The sequence below is a fragment of the Plantactinospora sp. CA-294935 genome, from assembly GCF_050936445.1.
Taxonomy (GTDB): domain Bacteria; phylum Actinomycetota; class Actinomycetes; order Mycobacteriales; family Micromonosporaceae; genus Plantactinospora.
Genome location: NZ_JBNJMU010000001.1, coordinates 6,656,158 through 6,673,384, shown reverse-complemented (window position 1 = coordinate 6,673,384; position 17,227 = coordinate 6,656,158). Strand labels below are relative to the sequence as shown.

The following is a 17,227-nucleotide window of genomic DNA, read 5'->3' as shown; positions in this document are numbered from 1 at the left end:
TACCGCAGCGGCGGTAGCGGCCGTACGCCGGGCGGTTGATGCCGGTGGCCCCGGCGCTGGCTACGGTTCGGAGGTGGACCGGGAGCGACGGTGGTGGGGGCTGACCGCACCGGCCTGGGCCGTGGACGCCGGCCTGGTACTCGGAGTGGGCGTGTTGCAGCTCTACACGTCGTGGGCGGCGGCTCGGAACCAGCCCGCCGCGCGCCCGCTCGACGTGTGGGCGTACCTGATCCTGGCCGGCACCGCACTGGCGCTGGCCGTACGGCGGCGGCATCCCGAGTGGACGCTCGCGGTCACGGTGGCGGGCGCTGTCGGATACTTCGCCCTCCAGTACCCCTACGCGCTCTCCCCGCTGGCCGCGTTGATCACGGTCCACCTGGTGATCGGCCGGGGCCGCCGCGTGGCGGGCTGGGCGGGGGCGGGCTGCCTCGTCGTGGTGCCGATCGGCGCGGCCCTGCTGCTGGCCCGGAATCCGGACGACGTGGTGGCGTCCCTGATGTGGTCGCTGGTCGTCGTGGTCGTCGGTCAACTGGCCGAGGTGTCCCGGGCCCGGCGCGAGCACGTTTGGGAGGTGGAACGGCGGCTGGTCGCGGCCGAGCACGGCCGGGAGGAGGAGGCGTTGCGTCGGGCGCACGAGGAACGGCTCCGGATCGCCCGGGAACTGCACGACGTCACCTCGCACACCATCTCGGTGATCGCTCTCCAGGCCGCCGCCGCCACCGAGGCGGTCGACCGGGCCGACGGCCGGGAACAGGTCCGGACGGCGCTCGGGGCGATCCGGACGGCCAGCCGGCAGGCGATGGCCGAGATGACGGCGACGCTGGGCGTGCTCCGACCGGACCGGGGCGCCGGGCTGCGCCGGCCGATGCCCGGGGTCGCCCAACTACGGGGCCTCGCCGGCACGCTCGACGGCACCGGGGTACGCGTCGAGTTCGTCGAGACCGGTCTCCCCCGGCCGCTGCCGCCGGCCCTCGACCTGACGGTGTACCGGGTGGTGCAGGAGGCGCTGACCAACGTGCTGCGGCATGCCCGAGCGCGCCGGGCGGTGGTGACACTGCGGTTCGAGACCGGCGCGGTGGTGGTGCAGGTGGACGACGATGGTCGGGGCGCCGACCCGGCCGCGTGCGCGGAGCCGACCGGGCACGGGCTGGTCGGGATGGCCGAACGGGTGGCGGCGGTCGGCGGTCGACTCCGGGTCGGCCCTGCCCTCGGGCAGGGGTTCCAGGTCGTCGCCTGGCTGCCGCTCGCGCCGGAGGCGGTGGCATGATCCGCGTCCTGCTCGCCGACGACCAGCCGCTGGCCCGGGCCGGGGTCCGCGCGCTGCTGGAGAACGCCGCCGACATCGCCGTGGTCGGCGAGGCGGCCACCGGCGCCGTCGCGGTCCGGCTGGCCCGGGAGGTCCGGCCGGACGTCGTGTTGATGGACATCCGGATGCCGGAGCTGGACGGGCTCGCCGCCACCCGCCGGATCGTCGCCGACGACCGGCTTTCCGGGGTACGGGTGGTGGTGCTGACCACCTTCGACCTCGACGAGTACGTCTACGAGGCGCTTCGGGCCGGCGCCAGCGGTTTCCTCGGCAAGGACGCCGAGCCGGACGAGTTGCGGCACGCCGTCCGGGTGGTGGCCCGGGGCGACGCGCTGCTGGCACCGGGGATCACCCGCCGGCTGATCGCCGAGTTCGCCGCCCGGCCGGACGGGCAGCCGTGCACCGCCCGGCTGGACGGGTTGACCGACCGGGAGCGTGAGGTGCTCGGCCAGGTCGCCGAGGGGCTCGGCAACGCCGAGATCGCGGAACGGCTGCGGATGAGCCCGGCCACGGTGAAGACGCACGTCAACCGGATCATGGCCAAGCTCTCGGTGCACGACCGGGCGCAGCTCGTGGTGATCGGCTACGAGACCGGCCTGGTCCGACCCGGCTGGCTCTGACCGGCCGACGCTCTCCCGCCCGGCTGCCCGGTCGCCACCGTCCCCCCGCCGCCGCCCCGTCCGGTCACCGCTACGCCTACGGCGGTAGCCGAACGCCCGCCCCGGTTGGATGACCGCCCGCGGTCGGCCTACCTAGCGTCGGGACCGCCATTCCGACCGGTACGACCGAGGAGCACCCCATGTTCGGACTCGCCCCGACAGCCCGCGCCTGCGTACGGCACCGTTGGCTGGTGCTGCTGGGCTGGGCCGTGCTCACCGCCGCCCTGCTCGGCCTGGCCGGCGCACTGCCCAGTACGGCGAGAGTGGACTTCCGGATGCCCGGCTCGGAGAGCCAGCGAGCCGCCGACCTGCTGGCCGAGGCCGGCTTCGGCGATCTCGGCGCGCCGGACGGCACCCTCGTGGTCGCCGCCACGGCCGGCGTACGCGACCCGGACGTCCGGGCCGCGCTCGACGGGTTGCTGCACCGGCTCGACCAGGTACCCGGAGTCTCGGTCGGCAGCCCGTACCGGCCGCCGGGCGGGCAGATCTCGGCCGACGGGCGGATCGGCACCGCCGAGATCGGTCTCGGTGCCGGGGTGAGTGCACCGGAACAGGCCAACCGGGCCGCCCAGGTCCGGGCGATCCGGGACGCCTTCGACGCGCCTGGGATCACGGTCGAGCTGGCCGGGGACGCCTTCGCGGACTCCTCGGCCGGCGGCCTCGCCGAGGGTGTCGGACTGCTGGCGGCGGCGGTGATCCTGCTGGTGGCGTTCGGCTCGCTGATCGCGGCCGGGCTGCCGCTGCTGGTCGCGGTGGTCGGGGTCGGCTGCGGCAGCGCCCTGCTGGTGCTGCTCCGGCACGTCGTCACGATGCCCGACTTCGCGATCTACCTCACCATCATGATCGGGCTGGGCGTCGGCATCGACTACGCGCTGCTGGTGGTGACCCGCTACCGGAGTGCGCTCGCCCGGGGACTCGACGTGCCGGAGGCCGTGGTCGAGGCGATGGAGACCGCCGGCCGCTCGGTACTCTTCGCCGGAACGACCGTGATCATCGCGGTCTCCGGAATGCTCTTCCTCGGTCCGGAACTCGGCGGCGGACTGGCGCTGGCCGCCGGTTGCGGCGTGCTGCTGGTGATGCTGGCCGCCCTCACCCTGCTGCCCGCGCTGCTCGGCCTGGTCGGCCGCCGGATCGACCGGTTCGGCCTGCCGCACCGCCGGTCGACCGGCCACCCGACCGTCGAACCGCACCCGGGTGTGGCCGCCGTGCGCCCGGCACCGGCGTACCGGTGGAGCCGGGTCGTGCAGCGACGGCCGTGGCTGCTCACCTCGGTCGCGCTCGGCCTGCTGGTGCTGCTCACCCTGCCGGCGCTGGGGCTGCGGCTCGGTTGGTCGGACGCGAGCGACCGGCCGACCAGCGACACCACCCGCCGGGCGTACGACCTGGTCGCCGCCGGCTTCGGACCGGGCGCGAACGGTCCGCTACTGCTGGTCGCCGCCGACCCGGCCCGCAACAGCGCCCCGGCCGGGCCGGCCGGGCTGCGGGCCGCCGCCGGCGCGGTGGCCGGCACATCGGGGGTCGCCGGGATCTCCGAGGTGGTCCCGCTGGACGGCGGGATCAGCGTGGCGGTGGTGACGCCACGCACGGGTCCGCAGGCGGCGGAGACCGCCGAGCTGGTGCACCGGCTCCGCGACGAGGTGCTGCCGCCGTTCGCCGGGCCCGGATCCCCGATCCTGGTCACCGGCGCCAACGCGGCCGGGATCGACTTCGCCGAGCTGAGCGTACGGCGGCTGCCGTGGCTGGCCGGCGCGGTACTCCTCGCCTCGTTCCTGCTGCTCACCGTCGTGTTCCGCAGCCTGCTGGTACCGCTCAAGGCGGTGCTGGTGAACCTGCTCTCGGTCGGCGCGGCGTACGGCGTGATCGTCGCGATCTTCCAGTGGGGATGGTTGGCCGGGGCGCTCGGCACCGGGGACGGCGGCCCGGTCGACGCCTGGGTGCCGACGATGCTCTTCGTGGTGGTCTTCGGGCTCTCCATGGACTACGAGGTGTTCCTGCTCTCCCGGATCCGGGAGGAGTACCTGCGCACCCGCGACAACGCCGGCTCGGTGGCCGACGGGCTCGCCGCGACGGCCCGGGTGATCAGTGCCGCCGCCGCGATCATGGTGTGCGTCTTCGTCGCGTTCGCCGCCTTCGACGACCGCGCGCTGAAGATGATGGGGGTAGGACTGGCCACCGCGGTACTGGTCGACGCCACGATCGTCCGGCTGGTGCTGGTACCGGCGGCCATGCAGCTTCTCGGGGACCTGAACTGGTGGCTGCCGGGCCGGCGCACGCGTCGGGGCTGACGAGGTGGCGTGGGACCGTCGCGCCGGTCAGTGCCGGTGACGGCCGAGCTGGGCCCGGATCTCGCCGCCGGGATAGAGCGAGCTGTGCACGTTCACGTACGCGACACCGGCCCGGACCGCCGCGACCAGTTCGTCGAACTGTCCCGCCGTGATCCCCTGTGCGGTCGGGCCGATCACGTCGACCGGTCGGATCGTCCCGGTGATCGTTGCCGGGGCGGCCGGACAGGACTGGGTACCCGCGGGGCCGTTGCCGAGGTTGGTGCAGAGGAAGACGCTGATCCCGCCGCTCTGGGCCCGGCCGCCGACGTGGATGTGCGCCTGGGTGACGTTCCCCTCCAACGCCTCGTAGCTGAGTCGGTAGGTCAGCTCCTGCTCCTCCTCGTCGATGTCGAGGCTGAACCCGCCCTTGCCGCTGGTCGAGATCGCCAACGGGTCCTCCTGGTAGCCGGTCAGCCGCTCCCGTACGACGCCCCAGCGCTCCCGGTCGTCGTCGTTGCGGTCGGCGTTCCCGTACGCGATCCGGACCGTTCCCGCCCCGGCGGCCAGGAGGGCGACCACGGAGGCCACCGCGCCATACCATCGTCGGATCATCATCGTCGCGCCTCCCCGGTCGCTCCGGCCAATGCCCGTCACCCGGTTCAACGGGCGGAGAACAGCCAAGACACGACACTCAGGTGACGGATCGTGGACAGAGAGTAATTGTCGACGGAGTGGTCGGCCTTGCGGCTCGGCGGGGCGGTCAGTCCCGCAGCCGGGCGAGGTGCCGCATCTTGTTCATCGCGTCCAACGCGGCGACCTTGTACGCCTCGGCCAGCGTCGGATAGTTGAAGACCGCGTCGACCAGATAGTCGACGGTGCCCTGGCAGCCCATCACGGCCTGTCCGATGTGCACGAGTTCGGTGGCCCCGGTGCCGAAGATGTGCACCCCGAGCAGGTGGCCGGTGTCCGGGGCGACCAGCAACTTCAGCATCCCGTACGAGTCGCCGCTGATCGCGCCCCGGGCCAGTTCCCGGTAGCGGGAGATGCCGACCTCGAACGGCACCTTGTCCCGGGTGAGTTCGTCCTCGGTCCGGCCGATGAAGCTGATCTCCGGAATCGTGTAGATGCCGATCGGCTGCACCTCCGACAGGGCCCGGACCGGTTCGCCGCAGGCGTGGTGCGCCGCCAGCCGGCCCTGCTCCATCGAGGTGGAGGCGAGGGCGGGAAAGCCGATCACGTCCCCGACCGCGTAGATGTGCGGCACCGTCGTCCGGAACTCCGCGTCGACCTCGATCCGGCCCCGCGCGTCGGCGGCCAGTCCGGCGTTCTCCAGGTCGAGTTCGCTGCCCAGCCCCTGCCGGCCGGCGGAGTACATCACGGTGTCGGCGGCGATCCGCTTGCCGCTCTCCAGCACCGCGATGGCACCCCGGGCATGCCGCTCCACCGCCGCCACCGCCTCGCTGAACCGGAACGTCACCGCCAGGTCCCGGAGGTGGTACTTCAGCGCCTCCACGATCTCCAGGTCGCAGAACTCCAGCATCCGGTCCCGCCGCTCGACCACGGTGACCTTGGTGCCGAGCGCGGCGAACATCGAGGCGTACTCGATGCCGATCACCCCGGCACCGACCACCACCATCGAGTTCGGCACCTGTTCCAGGTTGATGATGCCGTCCGAGTCGATGATCGTACGCTCGTCGAAGTCCACACTGGCCGGTCGCGCCGGCCGGGTACCCACGGCGATGATGATCTTCTCGGCGGTCACCTTCGACTCGCGCCCGACCGGGTCGGTCACGGTCACCGTGTGCGGGTCGGCGAACCGGGCGTTGCCGGTGATCAGCCGTACCCGGTTGCGCGCCAACTGGCTGCGCACCACGTCGACCTCCCGGCCGATGACGTGCTGGGTCCGCGCCGTCAGGTCGGCGACGGTGATGTCGTCCTTGAGCCGGTAGCTCTGGCCGTACACCTCCCGCTGGCTCAGCCCGGTCAGATAGAGCACCGCCTCGCGCAGCGTCTTCGACGGGACCGTGCCGGTGTTGATGCACACCCCGCCGACCATGTGCTGCCGCTCCACCACCGCCACCCGGTTGCCGAGCTTGGCCGCCGCGATCGCGGCCTTCTGACCGCCCGGCCCCGAACCCACCACGAGCACGTCGAAGTCATGCACCCCTACAGTCTGGCAGGCGGATGATCGGAACGCGCCGGGCCGATCGGCCGGTTACCCGGCGCGGTCACCGCTTCACCGCCAGCCACCCATCCGCCGGTTCACCGCCAGCCGTCCATCAACCGGCGCAGGTTCTGCCGCCACGCCCCGGCGAAACCGGGCTCGCCGCGCCCGTGCGCCCAGACCACGATGAAGACCGCGGTCAGCGCCCCGCAGGCGTGCAGCACCGCCCGGTCGGCGTCGTCGAGGGTACGCCCGTAGCCGGCCAGGAACGCGTCGGCGAGGTCCGGCCGGTCCCGCCAGGGGCCGAAGTAGAGCCGGTTCAGGTCGTTGACCCAGACCTCCGGCCCGGCCCACTCGAAGTCGATGACGTGCACCCGCCGCCCGGCGCGCTGCCGGTCGGCGCCGGCGACCAGCCAGTTGCGCGGGCTGTAGTCGAGATGGCACGGCACCCGGGCCGGTGCCGCGACGCCGGAGAGGTTGCGCAGCTCGGCCCGGACGAAGTCGAGTTCCCGCGGTTCGAGCAGCCGGCTCGCCCGGACCGAGAGCCGGTCCAGTTCGTCGAGCTTCTCGGCGACCAGGTCCGTCCAGGGCGGCAGCGTCTCGGTGCCGTGCAACCGGCGCAGCAGTACCCCCGCCTCGCGCTGCACGTCCGGATCCGTCACGTACGACAGGCCGGCCTCGCCCGGCACCGCCGACAGCACCAGCGCGAGCCGTTCGTCGTCGTACGCCCGCAGCCTCGGTGCGCGCCCGCCGAGCCCGGGCACCCAGCGCCGGTACGCCGCCAGCTCCCGCCGGTAGCGCTCCGGGTCGCCGTGCCCCTTCACGAACCAGACGACTCCGTCGGCGTCCCGCACCTCCAGCACGCCCGCGACGCCGTGCCCCCAGGACCGGTCCGCGACCACCTGCCCCGAGCCGAGCACCTGCCGCGCGTACCCGGCCAGCTCGGCGCGCATGGTCGGCTCCTTTCCGGGTCAGGTCCGGCGCGGCAGGCGGTGCAGTACGACGTCGTCGAGCCGGCCGGCCGATATCTCGGCGGTCAGATAGCTGGCGTACGGCTGACGGCGCCGGTCGGTCGGCGAGCCGGGGTTGAGCAGCCGCAGCCCGCCCGGCGCCTCGCTGTCCCACGGGATGTGGGAGTGGCCGAAGACCAGCAGGTCGCAGCCGCCGAACCGGTCGGCACAGCGGCGCTCCCGCCCGGCGGCCGGACCGGTCTCGTGCACCACCGCGACCCGCAGGCCGGCCAACTCGACGCGGGCGACCTCCGGCAGCCGGGCCCGCAGTTCCGGGCCGTCGTTGTTGCCGTACACCCCGACCAGTCGGGCGGCGCGGGACTCCAACGTGTCGAGCAGCGGTTCGTGCACCCAGTCCCCGGCGTGGATGACCACGTCCGCCTCGTCGACCGCCGCCCACAGTTGCGGCGGCAGGTCCCGGGCGCGCTTGGGCACGTGGGTGTCCGCCATCAGCACCAGGCGCACGGCTCCACCCTAGCCGGCGGCCGCGTCCGGGCGGGGAAGAAGCGCGGCGGCCCGGCCCACCCGAGGTGGGCCGGGCCGATGGTTGTCGGGTGCCGGCGCGGCCGTCACGCCTACGCGCCTGGCGCGGTGTCTGGGACCGTCGCCGCGCCACCGGAGCTGCCGTCCGCCGGACCCGCCGGAGAGAAATCGACGAGAGATGCGGCCGAGTCATCACCTGCCTCTGCGTGCTGGTCGGCCCGTGCGGTTGCCCGGAGGACCGCGTTGCCGACGCCATCGGTTTGCTGTGGGACCGGCCTCGACCGCGACGAACCGTACGCCGTCGGGCGGTCCGACGGGCCACAGTGGAGGACGTGGCCCGGGTTGTGGTCGAGCCGGCGGAGGAGGTGGCGGCGGGTTCCAGCAGGCGTCGATGAGCGCCTCGAACTCTGCCCGCATCAGGTCGTCGTCCCGCTGAACCAGCTCGACGAATGCCTCGTGCACCGACCGGGGCGTCGAGACCTCGTGCCGTACGCCGCTGCGCATCTTCGTCACCCCCACCGCCGACGGCACCGGAAGCCGGCGAACCGCCGGACCGGTTCGGCTGTACCTGTCAGGCGCTGATGACCTTCTGTGCGCCGGTCAGGCGCTGATGACCTTCCGGTGATCCGCCGGAGGTGATCGCCACCCGGCGGGGCTTCGCCTGCTCCTTCACCGGGATCCGCACGGCCAGCACACCGTTCTCGTGGCTCGCCTCGATCCGGTCGGTGTCCAGACCGTCGCCCAGGAAGAGCTGCCGGGAGAAGACCCCGAGCGGTCGCTCGGAGACCTGGACGCGGGCACCTTCGCCGAGGCTCGGCGGCCGGCGCTCGGCGCGGACGGTCAGCAGGTTGCGCTCGACGTTGATCTCGATCGCGTCCGGGGCGACCCCGGGTAGGTCGAACGCGACGACGAACTCGTCGTCGTTGCGGTAGGAGTCCATCGGAATGGCTGTCGGCCGGGACCAGGTGCCCGAACCCGGTGTGCCGAGGGCCTGCTGCGCGAACCGGTCGAGCTCGCGGAAGGTGTCGGTGCGCATCAACATCAGATCCACCTCCTAGTGCTGGCAACAGTGCTGTCAATGCGCGACACATCCGTTGTAGCATGTCGTCGGAATGATGACAAGGCGATCCGTCATCTAAACGATGACAGATGCCGAGGACGGGAGACGGAATGGACCAGCAGGGGCGGGCCGACCCGGGGCGGCCGACCGGGGCGGGCGCTGCGGTGACACCGACCGGCGCGGCGTTCGACCGCGTGCAGGCGGTCACCAGCCGGGTCGGCGACTCCGCCGCCCCCGTCCCCAGGTGGGGTGCCGACCGGCCGGCGGCTGCACCTGCGACCACGGCGGCAGACGGCGCCGAGGTGCCGGTCGACCAGGTGCTCACGGCCCTCGCCCTGCTCCGGCGCCTGCGCGCGGAACTCGAGTCGTGGGAACCACGGCTCATCGCCGCCGCGCGCCAACGCGGGGCGAGTTGGGCGGAGCTGGCGCCGGCGCTCGGGGTGGCGAGCCGGCAGGCCGCCGAGCGCCGCTACCTGCGACTGCGCCCGGCCGAGGACGACGCCGCGCCGCAGACCCGGGACGACCGGGTACGCGCCGAACGGGACCGCCGGGCCGGCGACCGCGCGGCGGCCCGCTGGGCCCGGGACAACGGTGCCGACCTGCGCGAGCTCGCCGGGCAGATCACCGCACTGACCGATCTCGGTTCGGCGGCCCGCCCCAGCCTGGACCGGCTGCACGACGCCCTCGGCGGCACCGACCCGAACGCGCTGGTCCGGCCGCTCTCCGACGCGCAGCGACACCTCCGCGCCGACCATCCGGGCCTCGCCGCCCAGGTCGACGCGATCAACGAACACCTCGACGAGGTACGCCAGCGCACCGCGCAGCGACGCGGCCTTCCCCGGACCTGAGCACCGGCCGGGTCCCGGTCCGCCGGTCTCGACGCCCTCTTTTGTTGGCACCCCAAACTATTGACAAGCACCATTCGGCGATGTGAATCTCTGTGCAGGGACACCGCCGCCGGAGCCGGGTGGTTGGTGCGGGAGCGCCGGGCAGCCTTCCGCGTACTCGCTCGTGCAACCGACGTCTGGGGATCCCATGTCTTCACTCGCCCAACCCGTGAATCCGGCCCGGCGCCGCGCCCCGATGGTCCTGCGGATCCTCGCTCTCGCGGCGGCCACCGTCGTCCTCCTCGCCGCCGCCCTCGCCGTCTCGCGGGACACCGCGAACGCGCACGGCTCGACGATCAACCCGGCCTCGCGCAACTACGGCTGCTGGAAGCGCTGGGGCAACGACTTCCAGAACCCGGCGATGGCCACCCAGGACCCGATGTGCTGGCAGGCCTGGCAGGCCGACCCGAACGCCATGTGGAACTGGAACGGCCTCTACCGGGAGGGCGTGAACGGTGACCACCAGGCCGCCGTGCCGAGCGGCCAACTCTGCAGTGCCGGCGAGACCGGCGGCGTCCGGTACGCCGCGCTGGACAACCCGGGCAACTGGCAGGCGACCAACGTCGGCACCAACTTCAACGTCACCATGCACGACCAGGCGCTGCACGGGGCGGACTACTTCCTGATCTACGTCACCCGGCAGGGGTTCAACCCGCTCACCCAGCGGCTGGGCTGGAACAACCTCGAACTGGTCCGGGAAACCGGCCGGTACGCACCGGGCGAGGGCACCCGGGAGACCGGCGACCCGGTGCTGAACGGCGTCTCCATCACGATCCCGGTCAGCGCGCCGGGACGCTCCGGCCGGCACATCGTCTACGTGATCTGGAAGGCCAGCCACGCCGACCAGAACTACTACTGGTGCAGCGACGTCAACTTCGGCGGCAGCGGCAACCCCCAGCCGACCGCCACCCCGACACCGACCCGAACCACCCCGCCGCCGACGAGTACCCCGCCGGCCGGCGGCTCGGGTGGCTGCTCGGCGGCGTACACCGTCACCGGCACCTGGTCGGGTGGCTTCCAGGCCGACGTACGGGTCACCGCCGGCAGCGCCGCGATCAGCGGCTGGACGGTGACCTGGACGTTCGCCAACGGGCAACAGGTCAACAACTCCTGGGGCGCGACGATCACCACCAGCGGATCCAGCGTCACCGCCCGGAACTCCGGCTACAACGGCAGTCTCGCCGCCGGGGCCAGCACCACCTTCGGGTTCCTCGGGTCGCAGACCGGCAGCAACGCCGTACCGACCCTGAGCTGCGCCGCCGCCTGACCCCCTCCGGCAGCGGCCAGACATCGGGCCGGGTCCGTGTCGGCGCGGACCCGGCCCGATCCGTCCGGCGGAACCGCCGGCCGCCGTCGCCCCCTGGCGCGGTCTCGTTTGTCGACCGAAAGCAAGGTGAACGGAACCGGCCTACAGTGCGGCGCATACGTCGACCCTTTGGCGGATCCCTGTCCCGGGCCGGACCGCTGGTGACCGCCGAGGTTCTGTCTCGCGGACCAGGAAGTGGCTCGTCGGGCGTGCCGCCGCGCAACGCTGATCCGCCGGCAGGCCGACCGGAACCGGCCACTCTCCCGGGCCGGGTTCACCACCACCCGGATGTCCCGCTCAGCCGCCGGCTGAGGGAGTTGCCGCGGGACAGGTGCTGCCGGCGTAGCGGAAGAGGGAGTCGGTGACGTCGTTCCGGATCGACCGGCGCCGGGTCAGTGAGTACGTGCCGACCACTGGTTCCGCGGCCAGCGGGTCCGGTCGGACCGGGCAGGCGTCGAGGCGGTCGAGCAGCCACACCCGTTCACCGCTCGGGCCGGTGCCGGTACTGAACGACAGGGTCAGCGCCGTGGTGCCGACGTACCGGGGCGGCGGGGCCGACTCGAGGGTGGGCTGGGTCAGGCAGGCCGGCGTCGTGTCGACCACCCTCGCCGTGACGACGACGTGCCCGTCCGGCTCCTCGGTCGCCCGTACCGACCGGGGTTGCGGGGCGACCTCGATCCGCTGCCAGTCGTCCCAGAAGTTCCCGGTCGGGCGGGGTGCCGCCGGTGGCGGAGTGCCGGTCGGCAGGAGCACCTGACACCGCCGGGCGTTGCGGTGCAGCTCGTTGAGGGCGGTGCTGTAGGCGTCGTCGCGGTGCAGCGCGTGGAGGTACGGCGTGACGTCACTCGGGATCCGCGCGTCCAGCAACGTGAACAGCCGGTCCAGATAGGCGTCCAGGAGTTCCGGTCCCGGATCGACCTCGTCCGCCGGTATCGACAGCAGGTGACGCAGGCCCGTCGGACAGGTACTGGCGAGCGACGGGGTGTTCATGACGAGCGCGGCGGCCCGGACGGGATCGTTGCAGACCTCGGCGAACACGGCCCGCTCCCGCGCCTCCTGCTCGGCGTCCAAGGAGGCGGCCCGGTCGTCGATGTACCAGGTCGCGACCGAGGCGAGTGCGATGAACGCGGCGCCGATCGTGGCGCCGACCGATCGGGTACGACGTCCACCGTCGCCGCCGCCCCTCGGTTCCGGCTCCGCCGGTTCGGCGGGTCCGTTGTCGCCTGTCCGCTCTGCCACCGCCGGCACCTCTCTTGATCGTCCCGGCCTCACGGTAGCCAGTCGCGACAAGATCCCGCTGACTGAATTCGCGAGACAGAACCTAGTCGAACGAGACGTGCTCGAAGGTGTACGGGTTGAGCAGTTCCTCCCGGCGCCGGCGCAACCCGTCGAGCTCGCCGGCCAGCCGCTCCCGGCCGGTCAACGGCAACTCGACGGTCTCGCGCAACCGGAGCCGCTCCCCCACTGCCATCGTGGCCAGGTCCTCGGCGAGCCGGCCCGGCTCGATGCCGCAGGAGAAGCGGTGCTGCCAGATCCGGACCCGTTCGAAGAGGTACGCCCCGGGCCGCACCTGGAGCCAGGCCCAGCCCTCGGCCGGGCCGTCCTTCCAGTCCAGGTGCAGGCTGCGCAGGATCGGGTCGACCAGCTCCCGGTTGACGTACGCGTCCACCGCGGCCGTCCGGGCGACCGCCCCGAGATCGTTGACGTGTCCGCTGTTGCCGTCCGGCAGCCGACCGACGATGTCGCGGTAGCTGCGCGGGGCGTCCGGGGCGAGTTCGGCGTACTCGGCCGGGTCGCCGGTCGCCAGCAGGAAGGCGCGGGCGTCGATGACGTACTCGACGATCCGCCGGCCGTGCGTGGCCGGCTGCAACGTCGCCGACTCGATCCGGAGCAGTTCCAGGCCGACCGCGTCGCAGACGGCGTGCTTCATCCGGTCGTCCCGCTGCGTCCGCCCGGTCTGCACGCTGGGGTCGACCAGCTCGACCGCGAACGGCGCCGCCTGACCGTCCGGGTCGGAGACCACGAAGTCGAAGCGGCCCCGGCTGGCCGCGTTCCACTGGTTACCGGTGATGCCCTCGGGACGGCGCGGCACGAGCTGGCCGAGCCGCTGGTCGGGCCGGGCGATCCGACCGGCCCGCTCGATGATCCCGCCGGACGCCCCCGGCTCGGCCGGAAGCCGGGTGGATCGCGCCGACGGTCCGCCGCTACCGGTCTCTGCCATCTGTCCCCTGGTCCGTAACATCCGCTCGCCGCCTCCGACACCGCCCGTCCGGCGGCAGATCCCCACCATGCTAGGAAGTCGCCGCCGGCCCCGCGTCGCCGGTCCGGGTCACCCGGGCCGACGAAGGTGGCGTCCGGAAATGCGGGCGCGGCCGGGCCGGACGGGTCGGCAGACTGGATCAGCGTGCCCACCCCCACCGAGCGCGGACCGCGTCTGGTCTGTCCGGCCGAGCTGGCTGGCCGAGGCCGTTACGGGCGGTCGAACGCCGGGTCCGCGAGCCGTGGTTCGAGATCGGGAAACGAGCCGTCGCCGAACAGGATCCGCGCTGCCAGGAGGCGACCGGGACGACGGCGTAGCACGGCGACCGCCGCCTCTGCCGCTGCCGGGTACCGGATGCCGGCGAACGCGCGGCGGAGCAACAGCCGGCCGCGGAACCGGGTCCGCAGCGCGTTCCCGTCGTAGCGACGCAGGGTGCCGGGATCACCGGTACGCAGATATCTGGCGACGACCGCCGCGGCCAGTTCGGACATGCGTAGGCAGGGGTCCAGCCCGCCGGCGGTCAGCGGCGACACCGCACCCGCCGCATCTCCGACGAGCAGCCCGGCGGGACATGCCAACCGCCGTAGCACACCGCCGACCGGGATCGGACCACCTCGACGCTCGACCGGACCGGTCGGCGCGGTGCGGCCGGGAGCGTCCGCGGCGAAGGTACTCAGCAGGTGGCGGATGCCGGTACGCATCGCGTCCGGATATCCCGCGACGCCGACGTGGGCATGCCGGCCGTCGTCGATGACCCAGCCCAGGTACCCGGGGGCGACTCGGGGGTCCAGCACGCAGTGGAACGCCGGAGTGGCGTCTCCCGGCGCGATCGGGTGGACGATCTCGGCACCGACGAGAAAGCGTCGGTTGACGTCGAGACCGAGATCGCGGGCCACCCGGGAGCGGGCGCCGTCCGCCCCGACGATGAACCGGGTCCTCACCGGTTCCGCGCCCGCGAACCGTACAAGTCCCATCGAGGCGTCGACATACCGCACGCCGAGCAGGACGCGTACCCCGGCCGACGCCGCCGCACGGTCTGCGTGCTCATACACGGCCGCCATGTCCGCCACCCGGTATTCGTCCCGGTCACTGGTGAGCCGGATAGGTGCCCGCCGCGACGGCGGATACAACAGCACATCCCGGATGCCGGGCCCGAGCAGATGATCCGGCAGATCGAAGTCGTCGAGGGTACGACGCACGAAGATCCCTGTCGTCCGGATGCCCGTCGAGAGCGACCTGCGGCGGTCGACCACCATCACATCCAGTCCCCGTTGCGCGAGCAGCCGGGCTGTGTGCAGACCGGCCAGGCCCGCACCCACGACCAGTACATCCACTGTCTGCACACCCTGCGACGATAGGGGCGCCACCCGGCCCGTACGGCGGTGTGCACACAATCTGCCCGGCATCTCCACACCGTCGTCACACTCCCCCTGCCGAAGGAGTGCCTTCGCTGGCGCGCCGGTGCCTTCCCAGGTTTCTCGACGCTCGCCCGTGGTTCGGGCAGGGCGCCGCGGCCGCCGTACGGCGGGATCCGGGATGCGTCAGGCGGGCCGGGACATGATGACGATGCCGAGGCACATCTCGTCGCTGGTCCCCTCGCCCCAGACGACGTACCGGGGCGGCAGGTTGCGCAGTTGGGGCAGGCGCTGCCGCAGCGTCACGTCGTGGGTGCAGGTGACCCGGTAGACGTCGCCGGGCTTGACCGCGACCGGTTGCGGCAGCGGACGGTTGGCCTGCTCGTCGAAGTTGTACGTCGGAATGTCGAGCAGGGTCCGCGCCGTCGGGGTACCGGGGTTGAGCTCGATCTTGATCGCGCTGCCCAGCAGGTGCATGTGACCGGCGACCGCCTGCACCACGCCGGCCTCCCTGACCTGGTGGTCGCAGCGCTGCGTGTTGCCGGCGGCCGGGGCACGCCCCTGGTTGCAGTACTGGTTGAGCTGCTCCGCCTGCGCACCGGCCTCGGCGCCGAACCGGTGCCGCACGTCCTGCACCGCGGCCTCGCGCCGGCAGAGTTCGCCACGCTCGTCGGGTGCGCAGGGCAGCTCGACCGGCGCCGGCAGCAGCTCGGTGGAGAGTGGGCTCACCTCTTCGGAGCCGCCGACGAGGCGCAGCCGGATGCCGGACCGGTCGGTGTCGTTGCTGCCGGCCCGGACGTCCATCAGGTTGTAGTGCACCTGCATCACGAGTTGGCTGCCGGGCGGCATCGGGTAGCCGAGGCCGGGTGCCAGCAGTGTCTCGTTCGCGCCGGGCGCCCAGTGCGCCACCCAGGCCGCGTCGCCGACCCCGGCGTCGCCGAAGCAGGTCCAACCGTCGCCGGGGGTCTCCGCGTCGAGCTTGCGGGCCGGCGCCACCTCCGCCGGATCGAGCCGGAAGAAGATGGCGTGGTGCACCATGTCGCCGTTCTGCGGCAGGAACTGGCTGCCGGTCAGGAACGCGGGCTCGGTCAGGCCCGGGTCGACCAGGAAGCACCGGTATTCGTCGGTGCCGCCGTTCGGCGCCGACGGGCGGTACGGCTGCGCCATGTTCAGGTTGACGAACCGCTCCCCGGTACGCAGCGGTGCGGCCGGTGGAATCTCCACTGTGCCGTGCAGTCCGCCGTGGGCGCTGGCGGAGGCGGTCGCCGCCGCCGGCTCCGAGCCGTCGTCCGGGTCGGCCCCGCAGGAGGTGGTGAGGAGGGTGGCCGCCAACGAGGCGGCCACGATGACGAGAGGGCGTACGCGTCGATGCACGTTTTTCATAACGCCGGGCCTCCGCACAGGATCCGGGCTGATCGCAACCAACAGTTGCAAAATCGGAACTTTCCGAGGATAACTCTTAAGCGGTCGCGAAGACACCCCGAGTGGACGGCGTAACATACCGGCCCGTTGGTTGAACCTTTTTCGCTCGACAGCCGAACTACAGGAGTATCGGCCGGACGAAGGGACTTCGCTGTGCGTCACAGGGCAATGTGCTGGGTCGTCGCCCTGCTCACCGCCACGGTCGCGGGTACGACCCTCGGTGCCGGGGCCGCGACCGCCGACGTGACCATGACGCCGGGGCAGGCCGCACAGGGTGGGGCGGTGAAGCTGACCTTCCGGGTCACCGAGGATCGGGCACCGGCGCACACCACCAAGATCGAGTTGTTGATGCCGGAGTCGGCTCCGGTCGCGGAGACGTACCCGATGTCGGACCCGCAGTGGGCGCCCCGGATGACGATGCGGAAGGTCGACCAGACGCTCGGCGGGATCCACCACGGGCAGGTCACCGAGGTGGTCGCCAGCATCGTCTGGACCCGTGCCGGTGCTCCCGCGCCGGGGGCCGGTCCGGCCGAGTTGGTCGTCTCGCTCGGCCCGCTGCCGCAGACCGACCGGATGACGTTCCACCTGGTGCAGACGTACTCGGACGGTCATGTCACGAACTGGAACCAGCCACCCTCGTCCGAGGTCCCGCAGCCGGAGTTCCCGGCGCCGGTGCTGACCCTGGCCCCGCCGGCGGCCACGGCCGGCCCGACCGCGGCGGCGCCCGGGGCCGCCGGGGCGGCGGTGCCGGAGAGCGGCACCGCGGCCGACGACCCGGACCAGGGCTTCGGTTCGCTGGCCACCGGCCTGGTCGCCGGACTGGTCCTCGGACTGGCCGTCGCCGCCTGGCTGTATCTGCGCCGCCCCCGGTCCGGGGGCACCGACCGGGCGGAGGCGCCGCCCGCCGGGTCGGACGGCGACGCCTCCCCGCCGGAGCCGGCGTCCGGCACTTCCGCCGACCCGGCAGCGGCCTCGGACGCCCCGCCCGCCGAACGGGCGACGAGCGGTGGACGGGCCTGGCGGCTGCGCGAGTGAAACCCTCGACGAGCGC

General features: G+C 72.8%; 15 protein-coding genes. 6 read left to right on the top strand and 9 right to left on the bottom strand.

All coding sequences use genetic code 11. The annotated features are described in order from the left end of the window. Positions 1 to 73 precede the first annotated feature (73 nt). The 3 genes from ACQEVC_RS29215 (at position 74) to ACQEVC_RS29205 (ending at position 4,250) form a co-directional block, all read left to right on the top strand. Positions 74 to 1,267, top strand: a complete 1,194-nt coding sequence (locus tag ACQEVC_RS29215) for a sensor histidine kinase (protein ID WP_432883774.1) — start codon at positions 74 to 76, stop codon at positions 1,265 to 1,267. Beyond that, on the top strand, positions 1,264 to 1,926 hold the full coding sequence (locus tag ACQEVC_RS29210; protein WP_318393950.1) for a response regulator transcription factor: 663 nt from the start codon (positions 1,264 to 1,266) through the stop codon (positions 1,924 to 1,926). The genes ACQEVC_RS29215 and ACQEVC_RS29210 overlap by 4 nt, the downstream gene beginning before the upstream one ends. 179 nt (positions 1,927 to 2,105) lie before the next feature. Then, complete coding sequence (locus ACQEVC_RS29205; protein WP_432883771.1) at positions 2,106 to 4,250, top strand: MMPL family transporter; 2,145 nt, start codon at positions 2,106 to 2,108, stop codon at positions 4,248 to 4,250. A gap of 27 nt (positions 4,251 to 4,277) precedes the next feature. On the opposite strand, the gene ACQEVC_RS29200 is transcribed toward ACQEVC_RS29205, so the two are convergent. The 5 genes from ACQEVC_RS29200 to ACQEVC_RS29180 all read right to left on the bottom strand — a co-directional run bounded on the left by ACQEVC_RS29200 (position 4,278) and on the right by ACQEVC_RS29180 (position 8,928). Further along, positions 4,278 to 4,844 carry a CHRD domain-containing protein gene (locus ACQEVC_RS29200; protein WP_432883768.1) on the bottom strand — a complete coding sequence of 189 codons (567 nt, stop codon included), beginning with the start codon at positions 4,842 to 4,844 and terminating at the stop codon, positions 4,278 to 4,280. Positions 4,845 to 4,989: 145 nt separating this feature from the next. Beyond that, entirely contained in the window at positions 4,990 to 6,393 is a 1,404-nt protein-coding gene (gene sthA, locus ACQEVC_RS29195; protein WP_432883765.1) for a Si-specific NAD(P)(+) transhydrogenase, read from the bottom strand. A gap of 98 nt (positions 6,394 to 6,491) precedes the next feature. Further along, positions 6,492 to 7,346: a phosphotransferase gene (locus ACQEVC_RS29190; RefSeq protein WP_432883762.1), complete on the bottom strand. Its 855-nt coding sequence runs from the start codon at positions 7,344 to 7,346 to the stop codon at positions 6,492 to 6,494. A gap of 18 nt (positions 7,347 to 7,364) precedes the next feature. Next, a complete protein-coding gene (locus tag ACQEVC_RS29185) occupies positions 7,365 to 7,868 on the bottom strand; it encodes a metallophosphoesterase family protein (protein WP_432883759.1) in 504 nt (167 codons plus the stop codon). 589 nt (positions 7,869 to 8,457) lie between these two features. Then, positions 8,458 to 8,928, bottom strand: a complete 471-nt coding sequence (locus ACQEVC_RS29180) for an Hsp20/alpha crystallin family protein (protein ID WP_432883757.1) — start codon at positions 8,926 to 8,928, stop codon at positions 8,458 to 8,460. Positions 8,929 to 9,035: 107 nt separating this feature from the next. Between ACQEVC_RS29180 and ACQEVC_RS29175 the strand changes: the two genes are divergently transcribed. Together ACQEVC_RS29175 and ACQEVC_RS29170 are read left to right on the top strand one after the other, a co-directional pair. Next, positions 9,036 to 9,794, top strand: coding sequence for a hypothetical protein (locus tag ACQEVC_RS29175; RefSeq protein ID WP_432883755.1), 759 nt, complete (start codon positions 9,036 to 9,038; stop codon positions 9,792 to 9,794). Between the two features lie 187 nt (positions 9,795 to 9,981). Beyond that, positions 9,982 to 11,100: a lytic polysaccharide monooxygenase auxiliary activity family 9 protein gene (locus ACQEVC_RS29170; protein WP_432883752.1), complete on the top strand. Its 1,119-nt coding sequence runs from the start codon at positions 9,982 to 9,984 to the stop codon at positions 11,098 to 11,100. A 336-nt stretch (positions 11,101 to 11,436) separates the two neighbouring features. On the opposite strand, the gene ACQEVC_RS29165 is transcribed toward ACQEVC_RS29170, so the two are convergent. The 4 genes from ACQEVC_RS29165 to ACQEVC_RS29150 form a co-directional block, all read right to left on the bottom strand. Then, complete coding sequence (locus tag ACQEVC_RS29165; protein WP_432883750.1) at positions 11,437 to 12,378, bottom strand: hypothetical protein; 942 nt, start codon at positions 12,376 to 12,378, stop codon at positions 11,437 to 11,439. An 82-nt stretch (positions 12,379 to 12,460) separates the two neighbouring features. Further along, the gene (locus ACQEVC_RS29160; RefSeq protein WP_432883748.1) at positions 12,461 to 13,360 is read right to left on the bottom strand and encodes a DUF2726 domain-containing protein; all 900 of its coding nucleotides are present in this window, start codon (positions 13,358 to 13,360) and stop codon (positions 12,461 to 12,463) included. Between the two features lie 248 nt (positions 13,361 to 13,608). Further along, complete coding sequence (locus ACQEVC_RS29155) at positions 13,609 to 14,742, bottom strand: NAD(P)/FAD-dependent oxidoreductase (protein WP_432883746.1); 1,134 nt, start codon at positions 14,740 to 14,742, stop codon at positions 13,609 to 13,611. A gap of 198 nt (positions 14,743 to 14,940) precedes the next feature. Continuing rightward, on the bottom strand, positions 14,941 to 16,137 hold the full coding sequence (locus ACQEVC_RS29150) for a monooxygenase (protein ID WP_432883743.1): 1,197 nt from the start codon (positions 16,135 to 16,137) through the stop codon (positions 14,941 to 14,943). Positions 16,138 to 16,329: 192 nt separating this feature from the next. On the opposite strand from ACQEVC_RS29150, the gene ACQEVC_RS29145 reads away from it, so the two are divergent. Then, on the top strand, positions 16,330 to 17,211 hold the full coding sequence (locus ACQEVC_RS29145) for a YcnI family copper-binding membrane protein (protein WP_432883741.1): 882 nt from the start codon (positions 16,330 to 16,332) through the stop codon (positions 17,209 to 17,211). Positions 17,212 to 17,227 lie beyond the last annotated feature (16 nt).

Excerpts from the sequence above, each read along its gene's own strand:
- ACQEVC_RS29160 (WP_432883748.1), bottom strand. The coding sequence starts at position 13,360 with ATGGCAGAGACCGGTAGCGGCGGACCGTCGGCGCGATCCACCCGGCTT.
- ACQEVC_RS29180 (WP_432883757.1), bottom strand. The coding sequence starts at position 8,928 with ATGTTGATGCGCACCGACACCTTCCGCGAGCTCGACCGGTTCGCGCAG.
- ACQEVC_RS29150 (WP_432883743.1), bottom strand. The coding sequence starts at position 16,137 with ATGAAAAACGTGCATCGACGCGTACGCCCTCTCGTCATCGTGGCCGCC.
- ACQEVC_RS29210 (WP_318393950.1), top strand. The coding sequence starts at position 1,264 with ATGATCCGCGTCCTGCTCGCCGACGACCAGCCGCTGGCCCGGGCCGGG.
- ACQEVC_RS29175 (WP_432883755.1), top strand. The coding sequence starts at position 9,036 with ATGCCGAGGACGGGAGACGGAATGGACCAGCAGGGGCGGGCCGACCCG.
- ACQEVC_RS29200 (WP_432883768.1), bottom strand. The coding sequence starts at position 4,844 with ATGATGATCCGACGATGGTATGGCGCGGTGGCCTCCGTGGTCGCCCTC.
- ACQEVC_RS29170 (WP_432883752.1), top strand. The coding sequence starts at position 9,982 with ATGTCTTCACTCGCCCAACCCGTGAATCCGGCCCGGCGCCGCGCCCCG.
- ACQEVC_RS29205 (WP_432883771.1), top strand. The coding sequence starts at position 2,106 with ATGTTCGGACTCGCCCCGACAGCCCGCGCCTGCGTACGGCACCGTTGG.
- ACQEVC_RS29190 (WP_432883762.1), bottom strand. The coding sequence starts at position 7,346 with ATGCGCGCCGAGCTGGCCGGGTACGCGCGGCAGGTGCTCGGCTCGGGG.